This is a genomic window from Holospora curviuscula (genome assembly GCF_002930195.1).
Lineage (GTDB): Bacteria > Pseudomonadota > Alphaproteobacteria > Holosporales > Holosporaceae > Holospora > Holospora curviuscula.
On sequence record NZ_PHHC01000084.1, the window covers coordinates 31,181 to 50,201 of the forward strand.

A 19,021-nucleotide genomic window follows, 5' to 3' on the forward strand; every position below is an offset into this window, starting at 1 on the left:
ATCTAATATCTCTCTTCTGCTGTGTTTCACAGGCCTGCCAGCCTTCTTAATATTTGGTATAAAATATTCCGATATTAATTCCCATTCTTTGTCTTTTAAATCTGTCTCATACGCTCTTCTATTCATTTATATTCCTCAATTGCATCCAACATCATCCAGATACACTAACATATCTCTCATTTGCGGACAAGCTCTTATGCTGAGATCAAAAAGATTTCTTTGAGTAAAATTAGAGCGGCTTTTATACATGCGCACAACGGGGGTTGACCTAAAAATAAATCTTCTTTTCATACAAGTGGTGTGCTGGGGGGCCTATGGAAACAGCTTAGAGGGCTTTATTAAAATATGGGCCATAGAAAAGCACTTTATACTGACTACGATAGTTGGTGTAAAACCAGAGAATTCAATAGCCTAATTTCGCTCTTAAAAAAAGAAAGATGGCCATCATCAATGGAACAGGATGGATGGCAAACGTTAAAGGGAACCAACAGGCAGCGACTACAATAGGTAGACAAGATACTCAAGCTTTTGGAGAGATTTGCACGACAATACACAAAAAAATTGATTTCTTTAGAATTCTGCTTTGTTTTAAATGAACAAACGGATAAAAACATTAATCGCAACAGAAAATTTCATTTATTTCTTCCGATGATTGCCAATTATTTTTTGGCCAACAAATAATAGGATAATAATGAGCTAAGAAATGATTTATTAGAGCGTAAAATTAATATTGTTATTCTCAGAAAAAAAATAAATAATCAATTAATATTAATATCGCACTATAAACACATTAGACTTGCTGTGTAAGAATCAAATTTAAGATCAAAGGTTGGACGTAAGGTAAAAAGTGAGGACCATAAAGGGACAACCTGAAAAAAAATTTATATGAGGATACATTACAAAAACGTTGCAAAATGTTCAAGAATTGTTTGAGATTATTTGATATATAACCAAAGCAGTATAAAAAGAGCACGAAAGAGTGAGAAAGAAAAATAATATAGGGTTAGAAGCGCGTATATTAATAGATAGGAGCAGTAGATTTTAGAAAAAAAGTATTAAAAATAAAAGCTAAAAAGGAACTTGTAAATAGTGAAATTGCGGATAGATTTGGAACATCGAGCGCAGCAATATTCAGATGGAGCAAGAAGTTACAGCCTCAAAACACTAGGAATAAGCCTTGGAAAAAACTAAGCAAAGAAAGTTTCAGAAATGACACAGATCAGTTTCCAAATAGCGATCGTCGAGAAAGCAGCAAAAGATTAGGAATTAGCGAATCTGGTATTCAATATGTGATAAAGCGTTTAGGCGTGACATATAAAAAAACACTCCATCATCCGAAAGCGGGCTTAGAAAAAAGATCTATGTTCTGCTAAAGGATTGAGTTCCTAGAAAAAGAGGGCCAATCAATCGCTGACCTAGCGGAAAGTAGTTTTTCTAATACGGGTAAAGGGTGAACATAGATTTTTCCAGATCAAAATTTTTTAAATTCTAGCCGTACATTACAAAAACGAAGCAAAAACTACAATATTAATTTCAAAATTATGGTTAGCATCCTTAATATGAAAAACGAATTATTCCACATCTAAAAAGCGTTATGATAAGAGCCCCCTTATATTATAAGCGAATCCCTAAAATCTTTCGTTTTAGGCTTACACAGGAAGTCATATTAAATTTAAAATTAACATCTATAAAAAGGATGCAGAATAATTTTTAGTGGGGACAACAAGGATCGAACCTGTGACCTTTACGATGTCAACGTAACGCTCTACCGCTGAGCTATGCCCCCGCTTTATAAAATAAATATAGCATAGATGGTCAATCTATTACTAGAGGTGTATAAATTGCTCATTGTAATTTTATTGAAGGGCTTTTCCTAAAAATATATTCAGTTGAGGGATAATATAGTAATAGTAATAACAATAGAAATTGAATTATAATATAAAGAATGATATATTACGGTTCCAAAAAATTAAAATAAGTCAACAAGTCTATACAGCGTAAATTTAAGAGAACCACTCATAAACTTTATCAAGGTAGGTAACAGTCAAAAAGAAGCATCCATAGGTTTTGGTATCAAAAAAAATAACACTAAATAAATACAAATTTACGTTACGAAAGCGAAAGAAATTCTTTATCAAGTTCCGTATAGGAGCAAACTCACGCATAGAGCTAAAGTACCATCCGGATTTCAGAGTAAATAGTTGTTCTGGTAAATTTTTCATGACTTCTCGTGGTGCGAGATATCGGTTAAGGCAGCTAGAGTTTAGGTATAAAAAAGTTTTCACCTAATAAAGAAAAAAATCGAGATAAGCAATCAGAAGCAATAAAAAAATACTCCCCAAAACACTTGCGTAGTCAATAATCAATTCATGGCTTTCATGATTTTTAACAGTTCTTGCATTACAGATCTATTTTAATTATTAAGTAGAATAGTGTTGAATCAAACTACTAAAAAAGCACCACGAAATATGAATTACAGGCGGATTTTTGATCGCTGTTTTTCACTAATATAAAACCCTATGAAGAAGTTTTGGACAAATGACTGAGTTTTACGCAGCTCTACAATACTTTGAAATATTTTTTTTGGACTTAATGTAATCTGATTTACTATATACTCGTAAAAATTTTTAAATAGTTTGCGAAAATTTAATATACTAGCAAGAAATTCCAAGGATCTAGGTCTTATTCCTCATCCTCTTCAAAAAAAGAAAACACCCCCTATTTTTTAGTCCCTATTAGCGATAAAATGATCATAAGTTATAAGTAAAGCTGGTGCAGTAGTGTTTTCAAAATTTACTCAAAAAATTCAGGATGTACAAAAAAAAATGCTAGAAGCGCAAGAGCGTTTACGGACTATGGAATTAGAATCTCAAAGTGCGGGAGGCGCAGTAAAATTAGTCATTTCTGGAGAAGGAAAATTAGTTCGAATCTCTCTCAATCCTGAGGCATTGGATGACGTAGAAATGTTAGAAGATTCTATTTTAGCAGCCTACCAGCACGCTTGGGAAACGCTTCAAAAAAAACGGACCGCTTCTATGAAAGAATTAAACATTCCTTCCAGTTTAGAAGGAATGTTTTAGGATCGGATATGGTAGGCGAAAAGCTCCACGGGCTTATTCAATTATTATCAAAGTTTCCTGGCCTTGGACCTCGTTCTGCTCGTCGTATTGCCCTGTACTTACTGGCGCACAGAGCGAACGTCCTAAAACCTTTCATGGAGCATTTGCGTGAGGTTGATTTACGCTACCAGCACTGTTCTGTATGTCATTATCTAGATGAAGAAAACCCCTGTGGGTTGTGCAGCGCAAAAAATCGAGATCCCACTGTATTGTGTGTGGTGGCCTGTATGGGAGACGTTTGGGCGTTGGAAAGGGCAGCATTTTTTAAAGGATCTTACCACATTTTAGGGGGATTGATTTCATTAAGTAACGGCACTAATCCCGAAAATCTGAATATGGAAACGTTGAGAATGCGTTTAGCTTCTGGTATTTTAGAAGTAGTGGTAGCACTAGATAGTACATTAGATGGACAGAGTACATTAAATTATTTAGCTCAAGAAATATTTCCTTTGTATCCTCATGTTAAAGTTTCCAGTTTAGCACGAGGCTTACCCACGGGAGGAGAGCTAGAATCTTTAGATCAAGCTACATTAATGAGTGCATTTTGGGGAAGACGGGAAGTTGTAACGACTTCAACTATTTCTCAAAAGTGGCGAGACTTTGAACAAAGTGAGCATTCACTCTCCTAATCCAGAATTTTTAGATACAGTGTTCCTGCATATTCGGAGCGTAACAAAGCGATATACATCTAATAAACGCTTCTCCCTAGACTGACTTTGGATAGTATCTTGTTTAGTAAATCCTAAAAAAATAATAAAACTCATAAAATCTATAAAGTGTAATGTGGGTTTGGAGTGCGTTAGATCAAACTTCTATAAAACAATTCTGGGACAATAGTGAATCAAAAAATATCATAGCTTTTGATATATTATACAACACAGTTTCAGCTTTCTTGTTTTTTATAGTAAATAAATAGTGTATTAGGTGCAAAAGCATAGTGCTAAGGGAGAAAAATGATAGCGAGTTTATATAGCAAGCACATAAAAAAAAGTATTAAAAGGTTTTTGGGCGAATAATATTATATAAAAAAGAAGAAAATTATGAAGCTAAAACACGTTTAAGTTACAACAGTAAATTTTATTATTAAAAAAGTAGAATGACTTATAAAGAATAATGACGATGCTAAAGTACTTAATATAGATACTAAATTTTTTACACGCACAGAATCTACTACAATAGTATAAAAAAAACAAGCGAACAAAAAAGAAATAACTTACAGAAAGCTATAAAGGACATTCTTCCGGCACAATTTGTAGATGTTGATGAAAGCGATATTGAACTAAACATGTACAATAATAGAGGCTAAGAAAAAAATGAGAAATATGCGGTTAAAAAGAATGATAAATATTACGAAAAAATAGATATCCTAGCACGTTTAGCAGATAATAAGTGCATAATTCTAAGGATGTTTAAAGACTTTTATAATACCGAATGTTTTAAGCATTGATTAGAAGGTGTTTTTAAACTAAAACGGGCCTGATTTTTATTACGAATAATACTTTATTTCATAGTTTTCAACAGATCAAATGCTTAGATTACGGATGAAATTAGTAGATTGGAGACAGATTTTCTGACTACCATACTCCCCTGCTGTGGACTCAATAGAAACTCTGGGCTAACATAAAACGATGGATTAAAAGAAAAATGACTGATTTTACGGAATTATACAAAGCCTAGGTAAAGACTTTGAAATTCTATCTTCACTCTAATTGACTACAACTAGTAAAAAGAAGAAGTATAGTATTTCAAAGAAATGCAGTGTTTCATTCTTACAATCCGTTTCCAATTTTTCTTTCTTTTCCTGCATAAATCCATCCTCTGGAAGGAGACCAAGGCAGTACTTTAGGATAAACAATACGATCTTTCCAAAAAACATGCCAAACATAAGGTGAATACCATCCGAAAATTCCATAACATCCCGTGAGAAGATACCGATCGAGTGCTTCAGCTGAGATACGCAATTCTTTTTGATGACGCGCCTTCTTAACACGCTGAATCAGTACATCAACATTTGGATCAGAAATTCCCATAGCATTATAACTTCCCGCTTTAGAAGCAGAACGACTACTGTATATAAGATCTAATTCTTGCCCTGGAAATCCGCTGGAGATTCCCATCATTCCCCAAATTATATCATAATCAAAGATGGATTTTGCTGCCTGGTAAGCGGCTTGATCTAAAGAAACAATATTTAGCTCAACCCCAACTAAAGCAGCTCGTGCTTGAAAAAATCGTAACCATTCATCTCTCATCGCTTTAGGAACACACACTTTTACTTGGAACGCCCCCAGAACATCATGAAATAATTTTCCGTTATATAGTTTCCATCCTGCTTCTTTCAAAAAAGAAAGCGCAGCCTTACTACGTTGCTGCCAAGTACCGGGAAGTTGGGTAAAATACTCCGCGGGTTGCGTCCACGCTTCCTGGGAAGCTTTAACTTGTTTCAAAATATTTTTTACTTCCAAGGAAGCCATACCTTTTGCCATACAATAAGTATTTTGAAAAAACGAACAAATTCTATGGTATTTTTTGTAGAAAAATTTCTCATTTAACGTATCAAAATCTAACAAAAGACTTAAAGCCCAACGCACGCGAATATCTTGAAAAATAGGTTTACGAGTATTAAAGATTAATCCAGTGATAGGAACAGGATCTTTTGAGAGGAGCTCTTGTCGAACACTACGGTTCTGATCTATTGCTTGAAAACCATAGCTATTCATCCAACGTTTTGCACTACGCTCAAAAAAACAATCAATATCCCTTTTTTTAAAAGCCTCAAACATACTATCTTCTTCTTTGAAATAGATATATTTTACACTAGAAAATCGGTACACATCTTGACCACAAGGATAATTTTTCCCCCACCATTGTGGTATTTTTTCAAAGCGAATAAATTCTCCCGTTTGATGGCCGCTAATTGTATAGGGACCGCACCCAACAGGTATTCTAGGAATTCCCTTTTGATATACGGATTTCGGAAGCACAATAAGTTCTGAAATCGTAAACCCTGCTTCTTGGGGAGCATCTTTTTTTAAATAAAATACCACACCTTGGACTTTTTTTCCAAATTTTATTACTGGAACCGATAGAGGTTTCACGCTTTCAATCCCTGAAAAATAGGATCGAAATAACGATGAATTTCTAGTTAAAAAATTAAAACTAAATACAATATCTTCTGGACGGACTACACTACCATCATGAAATTTCGCATCAGGATTGATCCAAAACACAACGTGATCTTTGTAGCGCTCTACATAATTCGCAACATAACTGTAGGCTATTCCTAACTCTTGTTCTGAAGGCATAAAAAGACGACCGTGCACAAGCTCTACGACCCCTTGAGCACACACACCACGTTCTTGCCAGAACTCCAGTGTATTAAACGTACCTTGAGCACCTAAACAAAGATCTCCACCGTCTTGAAAGTTTGATTCTTTCCAAGGAAATTTCTGAGAGGGAAAAGAAGGAACGCTATCAGAAAATATTGCTAAAAATGACTGTGCTCGGGTAGAATAACACAAAAGGTTCGGAAGTATTAATGTTAAAATAAATAATAAAATTTGAAGCACAAACCCTCTTTAGAATGTTTTACTTAAGATTTCTAAAAGCCACTTTTACTTTATTTTATGCTCCTTGAACACCACATGTTTTCTGACTTTCTTATCATACTTTTTTAATTTTAACTTTTCTTTTTTTGAACCAGTTTTTGTAACATAAAAAGTTCCTGTTCCTGCTTCACTGATCATACGAATCAAGTTAGTTTTTTTTTTTGCCATGGACTACACAAAGTAAGGATAATTATTGTTTATTGTAACGAATTTTGTTATTAAAGTCTACAGGGCATGATCGCTTTCTGATTTAAAATTTGATTAATAATTCCTAGATGTTACCTAGTATCTTCTGCAGCGTTTTATCTTTTGAGTGATTGAGAAAAATTTAATACTATAGTAAATTAGTCTAAGGTTTGAGTATTAAAAAAATACATCATACACTCTATCACATTGCGTAACGTTCTACCTTGATCCATCGTTTTACATTAGCCTAAAATTTCTCTATCGGGTTTCAATCAGAAGGATATGGTTAGAGTAAAAGATACTAAACCAAACGCGTTTAATCTATTCCTGCGTCTTTTGAGACTTAGGAAATGAAGTATTATTCATGATTACAGCTTATTCAGGAGAGAGTTTTTTATTAACTCTTTTTTCAACTCAAATTTCACATCGTTTTCTATTACAAGCCCTATTATCAACCCATTAGCGTATGATTAACATACTCAACAATCATTCGCTATTCCCTCGTAATGATTTGCAACTTTTTTACCAATACTTTCTTGTTGCTTTATCCTCTATCTTTGCAAAAATTGATCTCAATGCCACGTTCATCAACATATACAATAAGGTGAGGCGGTATACCGTTTATATTTTCTTGGTAAGCCTTAGATGTTTATTCGTATGCGCCCTAATAGGTATAAGCTTTTTTATAATTGTATCCTCATCTTACAAAGCAAATATAATGCGCCCGCAGTACGTATACTAAGATGCTCTCCCATTTCAGATCAAATAATCAACGTTGCTTTTTACATACGGTGCTATTTCTTCACTATTTACGCTTTATTTCTTAGCAATTACCCTTTTTAGTTAATACTTTCCTTCTAATGAATATCGTTTATACTCATTCCTTACTGTTTTTGATAATATTTCAAATATTTTTTGATGCTTTTTGAAACTATTATTTCTTTTTTTATAGGATACTACTTTTTTTTAACATCTTTTCTATAGGATCTAGGTATTTCCCTTTGGAAATACCGTATCTATATGTAAACTTTAACTTAGTTTGCTATACGTGCTTAATTGTTAGGAAAAGTTTGAAAAGCATTACATCACATAAAGTATAACTTTTCTTTCAAACAAAGAATCTATCTTCAGGGTAAAATAGTTTGAATAGAAGAATAAAAAAATATGCCTCATTAATTCTATCCGTTAATATTTCTTGCTTTGCTATACACAAATTCACTATAGAATACAACATTCTAAGCCATGACTTAAATAAAAAGATTTTGATGAGCTATTTAGTTTCAGAACTTATATTCATGGATAAAAGGAGGAAGTATAGTGACGCGAGGAGGTAATAAAAATGAATGATACAAGGAATTTAACAGATCATGGATGAGAGATAATTAAGGGATCATTTTGAATTGGGTAAACACGAGAAGAAAGAGCATGTAAGAGCGGCTGCCCATGGCGAATGCTTCCTAAAGGTTTTATCGAAGATACAGGATCAAAGGAATATGGAAAAAAATACTGAGCACGCTTATCAAGATAAGGTGGAGCAAAGCTGGTGGCAGTGAAGACCCGAGCTATAGGAGAGTTGATTCTACACAGTGCCAAAACTACCGGGACTTGTGAACAACGCGGCGTTGACGGAGAAAAAAATCAATGTACGTAAACACCATAGTATTGTGGATAAACAAGGCACTCTAGTGTATGGGACTGTTCATGAAGTCACTCAACATAATACAGTAGGGAAGTGCAATATTTTTTAAGAGGCTCTGCAACAATATCCGACACTCAAAAGCGTGTGCGCAGATGCCGGGTATGGAAAAACCATGCTAGAGTTTTTGGGAAACGTTCTTAACAAGACAATTAAAATTTCAGAACCCCAGAATGGGCTGTGTGCGCCAAAAGATAGGTCTTTGAACAAACCTTGGCTTGGCTAAAGCATTATCCAAGATTGTCTAAAGATTACGAAAGTGCTATAGAAGTTGTCAAAAATACAGTGATGATCGCTCATTCTATGCTCTTGTTAAGACAGATAGCTAATCCATAAATACAAGCTCTAAAAATATTTTGATGAGCTATTTAGTTTCAGTATATTTTATGGCACTCTTTGGGACTTGATTCTACATGTGTCATAGTGTAGGATTGGAGTCGTAATTGGGAGATAGTTTAGCGGTAGAACTCTCGGCTCTGGACCGAGCAACCTTGGTTCGAATCCAGGTCTCCCAGTTTTTTTATGATGAAATTTAGAGTCAAAAATTATTTTCCAAAAACGTTTTTACTGAGATCCTTTTTTATTATCGTAATCCCGGTGCTGTGGATATTTTTTGCTTCAGGAACGATTTTTTTACAGCGACACTGGAAATACGTTGCTAAGTCTTTGTGTGAAAACGTTGCGCGTAATGTTAAGTTTTTGTGTAAGCTTGAAGAGCAAAAAGTATTGAGTTGGCATACCATTCAAAAAATGGGACGAGACTTTTTTCATGTAAAGATTGAAAAAGTATCACAATTTAATTCTCAATTTCTCCATCAAGCTCAACAGGACAGCCAGTCTCTTTTTTTATACGAAGCATTGATGAATTTATTTCCCTTAGGCGTGCGAATTGATCGTACGCACTCTACAATTTCTGCTTGGGTTAAAACTTCTAAAAATTATTACATGTTTTCTACACCCACTCAGCGGTTGGGATATCGCACCTTACGACTGTGTGGAATTTGGGCTTGTATCTTTTCCGGATTGTTTTTAATGATTGCTGTCATTATGATGCGCCAACAAGTGCGTCCTCTTAAGCGATTATCCGAATGGTTTCGACACATAACTCCGGATCATATTCCTGAGCTCCCCCAAATTGAAGGAGCCAGAGAAATTCGCCGTATTGGAATAGGATTACGTCGTATGGTCCAACATTTGCAACAAGAATTTGAACAACGTCATCAATTTTTATTGGATTTATCCCATGATTTACGTACACCCCTGGCCCGTATTAAATTGCAGTGTCAATTTTTACCCCCCTCCCCCGATGTGATCGCGCTTCAAGAAGATGTAGACCATATGATTCGTATGATTCATCAGTACCTAGATTTTACTACGCACACTCCCTATGATGACGAACTCATCGATTTTCGAGAAATTTTATCCATGCTTCAACAAAAAAATTCTTATCCTTATGCCAAAAAAGTGTACTGGGATTTTGGAAACGCTAATTCTTATCGCGTCAAAGGAAATAGTTCTGATTTGCAACGATGTGTCCAGAATCTTTTAGACAATGCATTAAAATATGCCCAGAACTTTGTCTCTATTTGTGTATTTTCTAAAGAAAATACTATGATTCTGTGTATTCAAGACGATGGTCTGGGCATTTCTGAATCTATCAAAATGAAAATCTTTAAACCATTTTTTAAAGAAGATAAAAGCCGCACTTCTCACAACACAGTCAGTACAGGGCTAGGTCTTTCCATTACAGAACGTATTATCAAGCGTCATAAAGGCTCGGTCTACGTAACCTGTGAGACTTGCCAATCCCCCATTCCAGCGTTACAGGGAGCCCATATTCATATGACATTACCACTGTTGTGTGAATAATTATTTAAAAATATCTTAGTCCCATTGCTTTTCTCACTTCTTCCATAGTACATTGCGCTACATGACGAGCACGTTTTGTTCCCTCCTTAATAATTTCCCACACTTCACCGTCTCTTAACGCATTACGCTTTTCCCGAATGGGAGCAAAGCGTTCCTGTAAAATGTCATTGAGTGCGGTTTTAAGGAATGTATCTCCCAGACCACCTTTACGGTAATGAGCTTTCCAAGCTTCTAGTTCTTCTTTCTGTGAATCTTGACAAAAAGCGTCTAGATAAGAGAACACAACATTTCCTTCTACTCTGCCTGGATCAGTAACACGCACATGTAAAGGATCTGTATACATCTGGAATACTTTTTCTTTGATAATGTCTGGTGTATCTGACAAAAAAATAGCATTTCCCAAAGATTTACTGGCCTTTGCAACACCATCAATGCCCACCAAGCGTGACGTAGAACTAAGGTGAGCCTGACAAATTTTAAGACACTGGGTATTATAAGTGCGATTAAATCGCCGAACAATCTCATTTGCTTGCTCGATCATAGGAATTTGGTCTTCCCCCACAGGAACACAGCTGGCCTGAAAAATTGTAATATCTGCAGCTTGATGAATCGGATAACACAAAAATCCCATGGGAAGAGATCTATCGTACCCTTTATCTTGAATTTCAGCTTTAAGAGTGGGATTGCGCTCTAAGCGAGCTAGAGATACAAGATTAAGATAGTAGGTTGCAAGCTCATGAATTTCTGGAATTTGAGATTGAATAAAAATAGTTGAAAAGTGGGGATCAATGCCCACACTTAAATAATCTTTTGCCACTTCAATCACGTTTGCAACAATATGTAATGGATGATCAAAATGATCAGTTAAGGCCTGAACATCCGCAATAATAATATAAGTGTCGTAGATTTTCTGTAACGCAACACGATTCAACAAAGATCCTACATAATGCCCTAAATGTAATTTTCCAGTAGGACGATCCCCAGTCAACAAACGGGGACGAAGAACAATATCCTGATTGATTTCAATTTCTTTATAGGTCATATTTTACCTCAATTTATAGATATATTATATGCTATACAATGTGTATTAGGTGTCCAGTTTAATCCATCCTTGGTGTTTTTTTCCACAACGAATAAACGCCCAGTTTCGAGGCATGTCCGAAGTGGTCAAAATTTGAGATGAATCTTCCCATACTTTCTGGTCCATCTTTACTGCTCCCTGAAAAATTTTTCGTCGTGCTTCACTGCGAGATGTCACAAAATTTAAATGCTCTAAAATTTCTACCATAGTCAGCCCCTGGGTGAAACGCTGAGGGGGAATAATCCAATGAGGCATATTATGATCTAGTATTTCTGGTGCTTGAGCGTGAAATACACCTTGAACCATAGCATGAATTCCCTCAAGACATTGACGACCATGAATGAGCGAAGTAGCCTCATCTGCGAGTAGAATTTTTGCTTCATTTATACCCTTTTCAGATTGCAAATATTGGATATCCTCCAGAGAAATCAGAGTGTAAAGCTTTAAGAAGCGCATAACATCTTCATCCTCAACGTTACGCCAAAACTGCCAATACGCGTACGGTGTATACAAGGAAGCATCCATCCAAATCGCTCCTTGGGCAGTTTTTCCCATCTTTTTTCCATCCCTTAGAGTCGTCAAAGGAAGCGTTAATCCAAATACTTGAGCCTTTGCATAGCGCCGTACCAAATCAACACCTGAGACAATATTTCCCCATTGATCTGAACCCCCAAATTGCACAGTACAACCGTATTCTTGATATAATTTCAAAAAATCATACGATTGAAGCAATAAATAATTGAACTCGATAAAACTTAGAGGTTCTTCTTTTTCAAGACGGCTTGCAACATGTTCTAGCCCCAACATACGATTTACAGAAAAGTGTATGCCAATGTCCCTTAAAAAGGGAATGTAGAGTAACTGATCTAACCAATCTCCATTGTTTACACATCGAGCAGCTTGGGGGCCATCAAACTTTAAGAGTTGGCGTACGTTACGTTGAATACCGTAAATGTTTTCTTCAATTTCTTTATCCTTCAATAAAGGTCGACTGGTATCTCTCCAAGAAGGATCTCCAATTTTACTAGTACCCCCACCCATTAACAAAATAGGTGTATGACCATAGTACTGCATCCAACGCGCTACCATAAGAGCCAATAAGTTTCCCACATGCAAGCTCTTTGCTGTAGCATCGAATCCACAATAGGACACCACAGAACTTGAATAAAATGCTGCATCTAAACTCTCGGGATGCGTTACTTGATAAATAAAACCTCTACGCTGTAACGTATTGAGTACATCGCTTTTATATTGGAACTCCATTTCTGCCCCCTGGTCATTAAATTTACTCCGGAATACCTTCATCCCACGCGTTTTCCGAGATACTCACAGGTAAAATAACCCCTCCGGGAGAATGCTTGTCGCGAATTTCTCCCGATCGGGTGGGCTTGCGACGATAGGTGCGAGATATTTTTTTTGTGGAATCTTCTGCGATTTTTTTTGTGGAATCTTCTCCGCCTTGTGCACAAGCTGCTACTTCTAATGTAGAATCTTCTTCATTTTGTGCATTACTTTTTCCTATGTGTTCTACTTCTAGATCTGTCTTTTTTTGCGCTCCATTAGACACTGCCCCAGAATTTTCTGGCTTAAAAGTATTAAAATCGTGACTTATTCTTTGATAATGCTCTACATATTCAAAAAAATATTCTGAAAGAACAGTATCTCCTATAGAAAAAGCCTCTCTTCCAAGACTTAAATACTTTTCCACTAATTGAACGCTCGTTCCTCGAGCCTTACCTGTAGGACCTTGGCTTTCAAAAATATGATGTCTGTTTTTGACCACTTTTTGATATCCTTGATGTCCAGAATTTCCAGAACGTAACCGATAAGATCCTTGTTGTTTATCTCTAAAAGAATTCACGATACTACAATAAAATACAACTTATTAGATTGTGACAAAAAAAAAAGAATTAGTCAAGAGAATATGTATTAATACATAAATTCTCATTTTGACTCAAGGGTAAATCAAAATATCTTTTTTTTTACAAACAATAAAAAGTGTGTTATGTTACAGGATATAATTATAAAGTATAAGGAAGCGATTTGATGAGTGGTGAAATAAAACGCGAGGCAAGAACAAGGTGATACGCTAGTACGCTGTATGCGGAGCTACATATAGCATTTTTCCTATACACTCTTCATACTTGCTTGCGCACCAAAAGAATATTAGCAAAGCGGTACGCTAGCCATAATAAAAAAATATTGTTTATGCTCGGCAATATACTATCCAATAATCACATACATCATACAATAAAAATCATAGAAAAAAATGCGTTTCCTGAGATATTTCTTGATTTTTCACTAAAAGATAAATAAAGAAGAATTCAGCTGTCCAGGCGGATTAATGAGTGCGATAAATAATGTGCATTTATTTTTCTGAAAAGAATATTCTTTACGGTATGTTTGTAAAGAGAAATAATGATATAAAAGAAAAGCAACGACCATCTAATAGTCGTGCCTTGATTTATAGATTCAGAGTGGAAATTCAGGCTACTTATGATACCGGAATTTATAAATCATAATAGTAGCCGAGATACATAGGATTGGGAAATTAAATAGCACAAAATCTTGATTTACTTAGCTCATGCAGAACGCTTTACTCATTCTTAAAAATCACTTATTAAGCAAGACGCTCTTGATACAGAGCTACCTCATGAAAAATTTTGTTCACGATACGGAAAAGTATGTCATTACTCCAGTTCCCCATTTTTCTTAACCTCTTGATTGATTATCGTGAAACCTGAGCTTTTGTTAACTGTAATAAAGTGCAGAGCTGTATACCCATGATTTTATCTGCAATTTTATTTTGACATCTCATGGCATCTATAGTGAGAATCGATCCTTTACTATCCAGCCAATCCAATATTTTCAATATTACTGTGAGCGCGTTACTTTTATTCATTCCCTTCCCTTGGCCTAGCCTCTGTAGCAAAAGTGCGTATCTTATGTAACATCTCAACTGCGTCTTGATACCTTTCCATCGATTTCTACAATATTGCCCGGCTATTTTTACTTGTGCGCTTCACCCAGGGAGGAAACAGATCTTGAAAGGGATACTTATGCGCTTCACCCAGGGAGGAAACAGATCTTGAAACGGATACTTATGCGCTTCACCCAGGTAGGAAATAGATCTTGAAACGGATCAGGATCAAGGCTTCTAAAGAACCTTGGAAATGTATCGTCACGGGGTATGCCGTTCTTATAGGGCAGATGACCCCTGAGACAGTCTATCTTTAACTTTCCAAAATCTTCAATATCTTGCCATCCCTCAGCCCCGCATAGCGCTGCGCACAAAGCCCCTAAGAATACCTCAGACATCCCATGCACCCTATTCTTTACTCAACCTAGGATCTTTTAGGGGTTTAAAATGATCTAACCCCCCTTCTTCTATTTCTTTCATTAACTTTACCTTAAATTGTTCACCCTCCAAGGCATTCCCTTATTATTTCTCTTTTTTCAAATATTTATGTTTATGAGGTGGCCTTAGACAAAAAAAATTTTTTAGTGTAAAATTTAAATGATAATTTTTTTTAATATATATATAATTTTACATATAAAAAATAAATACAAGAAAAAGTTTAATTAATGTATATTTTTTTAATGATGATTCGCTCTACAGCTTTTTTTAGTGTCAACTGAAAAGCCTCAAGCTGTTAAGAAAACACTGATGCAGGGACAGTACATACTTGGAGACATTCAAAAAATAATTGAGGAGCTTAATCATTGTGTTGCAGCATATCCGGATATTTCTGATGACATTAGTAATTTTGAGAAAAATCTAGCGGATATGATTCATATAGTCTTCGAACTCTCTGCAACAAGTTGAGAGACTTTCTCAGAGGTATGAGAAAAAAACCAGATTTCAATGCTAATTAATGAGATAAGTAATCTTCTCGATAAGCCTATTTGCTTGATGTATCTAACTCGTGATCTCCACTCTTCCACTCCGAATCAAGAGGTAATAGCGGATCAAAATTTTTGGAAGCAAGTGCGCGAAATAGATGAGGGACTGAAGAAAAGCAAGAATCTTAAAAGAGAACGTTTGGAACACATATCGTGAAATTAAGCAAGAAATTCTTCAACACGAGAAATATTTGATAGAAATTAGAAAGTTCGCTTGGATTTTACCCCAAATTCCGATTATGCTTCAGCAAAAGGTTTGGCAGACAGTGCATCAGTTTCAGGCTGATCATGTACATAAATGGACTAAGCTATTTAATGATGGTTTTCGTCCAGCCAGGTATTTGAGTCTTAAGGAAACTCAAATATATCAATCGGTTTCGACTCTAGAGGGAGGAGTCACTGGAGAAGTTTCGACAGTCCGAGAAGTTTCATTGTGAACTTTTCCTAAAATTTCCCAAAATCTTACGTGGTACATTAATCATAAAACTATACTTATAAGTCAGGGTTGGTTACAAGATATTCAGAAAAATCTGCAGAAGAGGCGGCTTGAGACTCAGAAGCAGGTTCAGCTGAAGACTTAGAAAGCTGCGTAGCTGAAAGCTCAGTTGTGGCAACATAGGACTACGCAGGAGCTGAATGAAGTGATACTGACTCATGACTATAAAAAAGCAGTGTTTTTTAGATTCCTGTTTGGATAAGGAAGATCTTTTAGAAAAGCTTCTTCCTGAAGTTTTGTCCCAGAGTATGGTGGCCGCTCAGGTTTGGCTTCAGTCCATTCATAAGAGGCTTCAGGCTTGTCAGAGGAATAATTCTATGGCTCAGGAGCAGGGTAATCTTACAGCTAAGCAGCAGCTTTTCGTTACAAATCAGCAGCTTTTCAACATTATAGCTCAGGGGCAGCTTTTGTGTCGTCATCTAAAGCTTTTGGATACCCGAAAGAATCAGCCTATTTTGGAGCAGCAGAATCAGCAGCACGGTTCAGATACTACTGTCAGAAGAATAATTGTCTACTTCAGCACAAGATTTTGAATGCTCAGTGGGGATATTAAGGGAGTTTAGTAGGAAAAGTTTTTCCCCTTCTTTCCCTAATGGAAAGGAGGGGACACCACAAACCATAAAAGATAGTGTGAATACATTAAAAAATCTTGTGCATCAATACTCAGATCTTGAAATCTTTCTTGAAGTCAAGGTAAAAGAAGCTTTACAGAAAAATAAATTTTCGTCCCTAAATATAACGGAATTATAAGGTTTGGATTCCAATAGGAAAAAGCAAACTATTCAAAGCGCTAAAAATTTACAAAAAAGTTAAATATACGATTTAGCTTATTTAGCAAGACATTACCTGAGTGCTTTTTTCTCATTTTTTGATACTAGAGTCTTTTAGGAGAGCTATTCTTTTTTTTAATCTTCCAAGAGAGTGTAGTACTTTTGAGTGAAAATATTACTTTCATTCTTCAAAGAGCATTAGGTTTTCTTAGAGATTATGCGTGTTCACACTATGTGTGGATTCTTATCCAAGTATTTTTGTAATTTTATTTTAGAAAAGTTTGGTGTGAGCATTCATAAAGTTTTAATAAAAATTAATATAACCAAAAAGTTGACAAAATAAGTACTTTTAGTATAAAATCGAATCATGATTTTTTATGTAGACTAGCATTGTATGAAAAAAAATGTAAAAAAAAACTTTAATTATGTGTATTGTTTAGTAATGATTAGCTCTGGAGCTTTTTCAGTGCCAACTGTTAAGGAAATGCTTGCAGAGGGTCACAAAACACTTCAAGAAATTGAAAAAATAATTCAAGGGTTTAATCCTTTTCTTAAAATTTTGGAAGACATCTCTCATGATATTAGTAATCTGGATGTAAGTGTGAAGCGCGCTCAGCAAAGTTTGCAGCATTTTGAGGAAAACATTACAGAGATGACAAAGTTTCCACTTTTTCTGCAAGGAGTTCAAGCTTTACGTCAGCAGTATCAGGAGAAAATGAACGATTTAGGTATGATTTCTGAGATACGTGAGATGATTTCTAATCGTAGGGAAAAAGTACCGGTTAAAAGTATTTTTCAATTTTTCTCTGAACATCAAGAGTTAGCAGATAATTTCTGTAAAGAAGAAATTCAGAAGCAGGTGAAAAAAATTAAAGAGATGCTTGATCAAAGCAAGGATATTGAACATAGGATCTTGGCGAAACATTCAGAGCTTGTTAAGAAAATTGAGAAGTATCAAAAATATGTAAACAAACTTCAGGATTGCTCTCGGAAGGTGCCTCAAACTCAGGAATGGCTCCAGAAGCTGATTCAGTCAGAGAGTACGCGTTTAATGAGTGATAAACTTCGAGGAGCTCAGCAAAGAGTTGTTAACTATAACGCTGAGGAGTGTCCACAGATTAAGGATGAAGCTAACCGTAAGGCTCAGCAATCGCTTTCGGCTATTAGAAACAGAATAAATGATCAGGGGGAGTGGTATGGTCTTTCGTCTCTGTATAGTCATGTACAGTTGAATCGGCCCAGAGTTTTTTCGCAGCTTAGGAAGTATAGTAATCTTAGGGCTGAGAATCGAGTCCAGAACATCATAAACCAATTGGAGGATATGAACTCGCAAGAGGGTAATAGTACGCCAATTAACCTTACACGTCGGCAGCGGGCTCATCTTAACGTTCGGCAGCAGAGTAATCGTATAGTTCGAGCACTGCTTTTTGACATTCAAAAGACTCTGGTTGAGAATCAAGCGCAGGACGCTCCGCATACTCACGTAGAGCCTGCGTTAATTCTGCCGATAGTGCCGCAGCAAAAAGATCCAAATTATGCGGACACTTTGTTAAGAGAGTTTATTAAGGAAAATTTTTCCTCTTACTTCCCTACAGAAACGGCGCAAGGCGGAAGCGCTCCCCCCCAAACCACAGAAACAAGCGTGAATACATTAAGAAATCTTGTACGTAAATACCCGGGACTTGAAATTCCCCTGGAAGAAAAGGTAAAGCAAATATTACGCAAAAATGCATTTGAGCCAAAGAATATAGAAGAAATTATACAGTCTGGATTCCAAGCTCAGAATTTAAATGACTCCAATAGACAAAAGCATAATGCTCACAGCGAACAACAAAAGGATTTATTTTAGGAGAGTTAACTTTTTTGGATCGGTCCGAAAGACGATAGCTGAGTATTTTTGCTCATATTTCGATACTATAGCCCTTTAGAGGGCTGGTTTTTTGATCTTCCAAAAGAGTGTAGTGCTTTTGAGTTGCAATGGTAGTATTTTTTAATAATAAATTAACACAAAAGAAAGAGTAAAGGTAAACATTGGCAAGAAGATTTTTTTGATGTAGCATCAAATTACAATTTCAACTAGCTGTTTGATCCCAGAGAGTTATGGTATATATTATGAAGATAATAATGCATGAAGAAAAAGCTTATGGGACAAGCATTACACGCAAATGCCAGAACAACGGAGGCAATCCGTAGAGGGATCCGTGATAGTAAAGAGAGCATAGGAAAAGCGGCTAAAAGATTTAATGTTAACCCAAAAACAATCCTCAAGTGGAGAAAAAGAGAAGATACGAAA

The 19,021-nt window shown here is 35.8% G+C and carries 15 protein-coding genes, 2 tRNA genes and 1 pseudogene; 11 read left to right on the top strand and 7 right to left on the bottom strand.

What is annotated here, in order from left to right:
* Window positions 1-1,025: 1,025 nt before the first annotated feature.
* Window positions 1,026-1,373, top strand: a complete 348-nt coding sequence (locus tag HCUR_RS04270) for an IS630 transposase-related protein (protein WP_104206907.1) — start codon at window positions 1,026-1,028, stop codon at window positions 1,371-1,373.
* 341 nt (window positions 1,374-1,714) lie between these two features.
* Here HCUR_RS04270 and HCUR_RS04275 read toward each other — a convergent pair.
* Window positions 1,715-1,786, bottom strand: a tRNA-Val gene (locus HCUR_RS04275).
* Window positions 1,787-2,780: 994 nt separating this feature from the next.
* Between HCUR_RS04275 and HCUR_RS04280 the strand changes: the two genes are divergently transcribed.
* Window positions 2,781-3,080: a YbaB/EbfC family nucleoid-associated protein gene (locus HCUR_RS04280; RefSeq protein ID WP_104206908.1), complete on the top strand. Its 300-nt coding sequence runs from the start codon at window positions 2,781-2,783 to the stop codon at window positions 3,078-3,080.
* An 8-nt stretch (window positions 3,081-3,088) separates the two neighbouring features.
* The gene (gene recR / locus HCUR_RS04285) at window positions 3,089-3,748 is read left to right on the top strand and encodes a recombination mediator RecR (RefSeq protein ID WP_104206909.1); all 660 of its coding nucleotides are present in this window, start codon (window positions 3,089-3,091) and stop codon (window positions 3,746-3,748) included.
* Window positions 3,749-4,888: 1,140 nt separating this feature from the next.
* On the opposite strand, the gene HCUR_RS04290 is transcribed toward recR, so the two are convergent.
* Complete coding sequence (locus HCUR_RS04290) at window positions 4,889-6,688, bottom strand: ABC transporter substrate-binding protein (protein ID WP_104206910.1); 1,800 nt, start codon at window positions 6,686-6,688, stop codon at window positions 4,889-4,891.
* 45 nt (window positions 6,689-6,733) lie between these two features.
* The gene (gene rpmG, locus HCUR_RS04295) at window positions 6,734-6,895 is read right to left on the bottom strand and encodes a 50S ribosomal protein L33 (RefSeq protein WP_104206911.1); all 162 of its coding nucleotides are present in this window, start codon (window positions 6,893-6,895) and stop codon (window positions 6,734-6,736) included.
* Window positions 6,896-8,499: 1,604 nt separating this feature from the next.
* Between rpmG and HCUR_RS08585 the strand changes: the two genes are divergently transcribed.
* The 3 genes from HCUR_RS08585 (at window position 8,500) to HCUR_RS04305 (ending at window position 10,478) form a co-directional block, all read left to right on the top strand.
* The gene (locus HCUR_RS08585) at window positions 8,500-8,661 is read left to right on the top strand and encodes a hypothetical protein (protein ID WP_165780745.1); all 162 of its coding nucleotides are present in this window, start codon (window positions 8,500-8,502) and stop codon (window positions 8,659-8,661) included.
* A gap of 392 nt (window positions 8,662-9,053) precedes the next feature.
* A tRNA-Gln gene (locus HCUR_RS04300) sits at window positions 9,054-9,124 on the top strand.
* A 7-nt stretch (window positions 9,125-9,131) separates the two neighbouring features.
* On the top strand, window positions 9,132-10,478 hold the full coding sequence (locus HCUR_RS04305; protein WP_104206912.1) for a sensor histidine kinase: 1,347 nt from the start codon (window positions 9,132-9,134) through the stop codon (window positions 10,476-10,478).
* Between the two features lie 4 nt (window positions 10,479-10,482).
* On the opposite strand, the gene trpS is transcribed toward HCUR_RS04305, so the two are convergent.
* The 4 genes from trpS to HCUR_RS10220 form a co-directional block, all read right to left on the bottom strand.
* Complete coding sequence (gene trpS / locus HCUR_RS04310; protein ID WP_104206913.1) at window positions 10,483-11,520, bottom strand: tryptophan--tRNA ligase; 1,038 nt, start codon at window positions 11,518-11,520, stop codon at window positions 10,483-10,485.
* A gap of 45 nt (window positions 11,521-11,565) precedes the next feature.
* The gene (tyrS, locus tag HCUR_RS04315) at window positions 11,566-12,864 is read right to left on the bottom strand and encodes a tyrosine--tRNA ligase (RefSeq protein ID WP_104206914.1); all 1,299 of its coding nucleotides are present in this window, start codon (window positions 12,862-12,864) and stop codon (window positions 11,566-11,568) included.
* Window positions 12,845-13,420, bottom strand: coding sequence for a DUF4167 domain-containing protein (locus HCUR_RS04320; RefSeq protein ID WP_165780748.1), 576 nt, complete (start codon window positions 13,418-13,420; stop codon window positions 12,845-12,847). The genes tyrS and HCUR_RS04320 overlap by 20 nt, the downstream gene beginning before the upstream one ends.
* Before the next feature lie 1,205 nt (window positions 13,421-14,625).
* The gene (locus HCUR_RS10220; RefSeq protein WP_104206917.1) at window positions 14,626-14,886 is read right to left on the bottom strand and encodes a transposase family protein; all 261 of its coding nucleotides are present in this window, start codon (window positions 14,884-14,886) and stop codon (window positions 14,626-14,628) included.
* A 301-nt stretch (window positions 14,887-15,187) separates the two neighbouring features.
* Between HCUR_RS10220 and HCUR_RS08590 the strand changes: the two genes are divergently transcribed.
* From HCUR_RS08590 to HCUR_RS09570, 5 genes and pseudogenes are all read left to right on the top strand, one after another.
* A complete protein-coding gene (locus HCUR_RS08590; protein WP_104206918.1) occupies window positions 15,188-15,385 on the top strand; it encodes a hypothetical protein in 198 nt (65 codons plus the stop codon).
* Window positions 15,386-15,653: 268 nt separating this feature from the next.
* Window positions 15,654-15,899 (top strand): hypothetical protein, encoded by a 246-nt coding sequence (locus HCUR_RS04345; RefSeq protein ID WP_129591908.1) that lies wholly within the window; start codon window positions 15,654-15,656, stop codon window positions 15,897-15,899.
* Between the two features lie 217 nt (window positions 15,900-16,116).
* A complete protein-coding gene (locus HCUR_RS04350; protein WP_104206921.1) occupies window positions 16,117-16,491 on the top strand; it encodes a hypothetical protein in 375 nt (124 codons plus the stop codon).
* A gap of 631 nt (window positions 16,492-17,122) precedes the next feature.
* On the top strand, window positions 17,123-18,577 hold the full coding sequence (locus HCUR_RS04360) for a hypothetical protein (RefSeq protein WP_104206923.1): 1,455 nt from the start codon (window positions 17,123-17,125) through the stop codon (window positions 18,575-18,577).
* Between the two features lie 294 nt (window positions 18,578-18,871).
* Window positions 18,872-19,021 (top strand): annotated as a pseudogene (locus HCUR_RS09570) (IS481 family transposase); the annotation flags it as partial.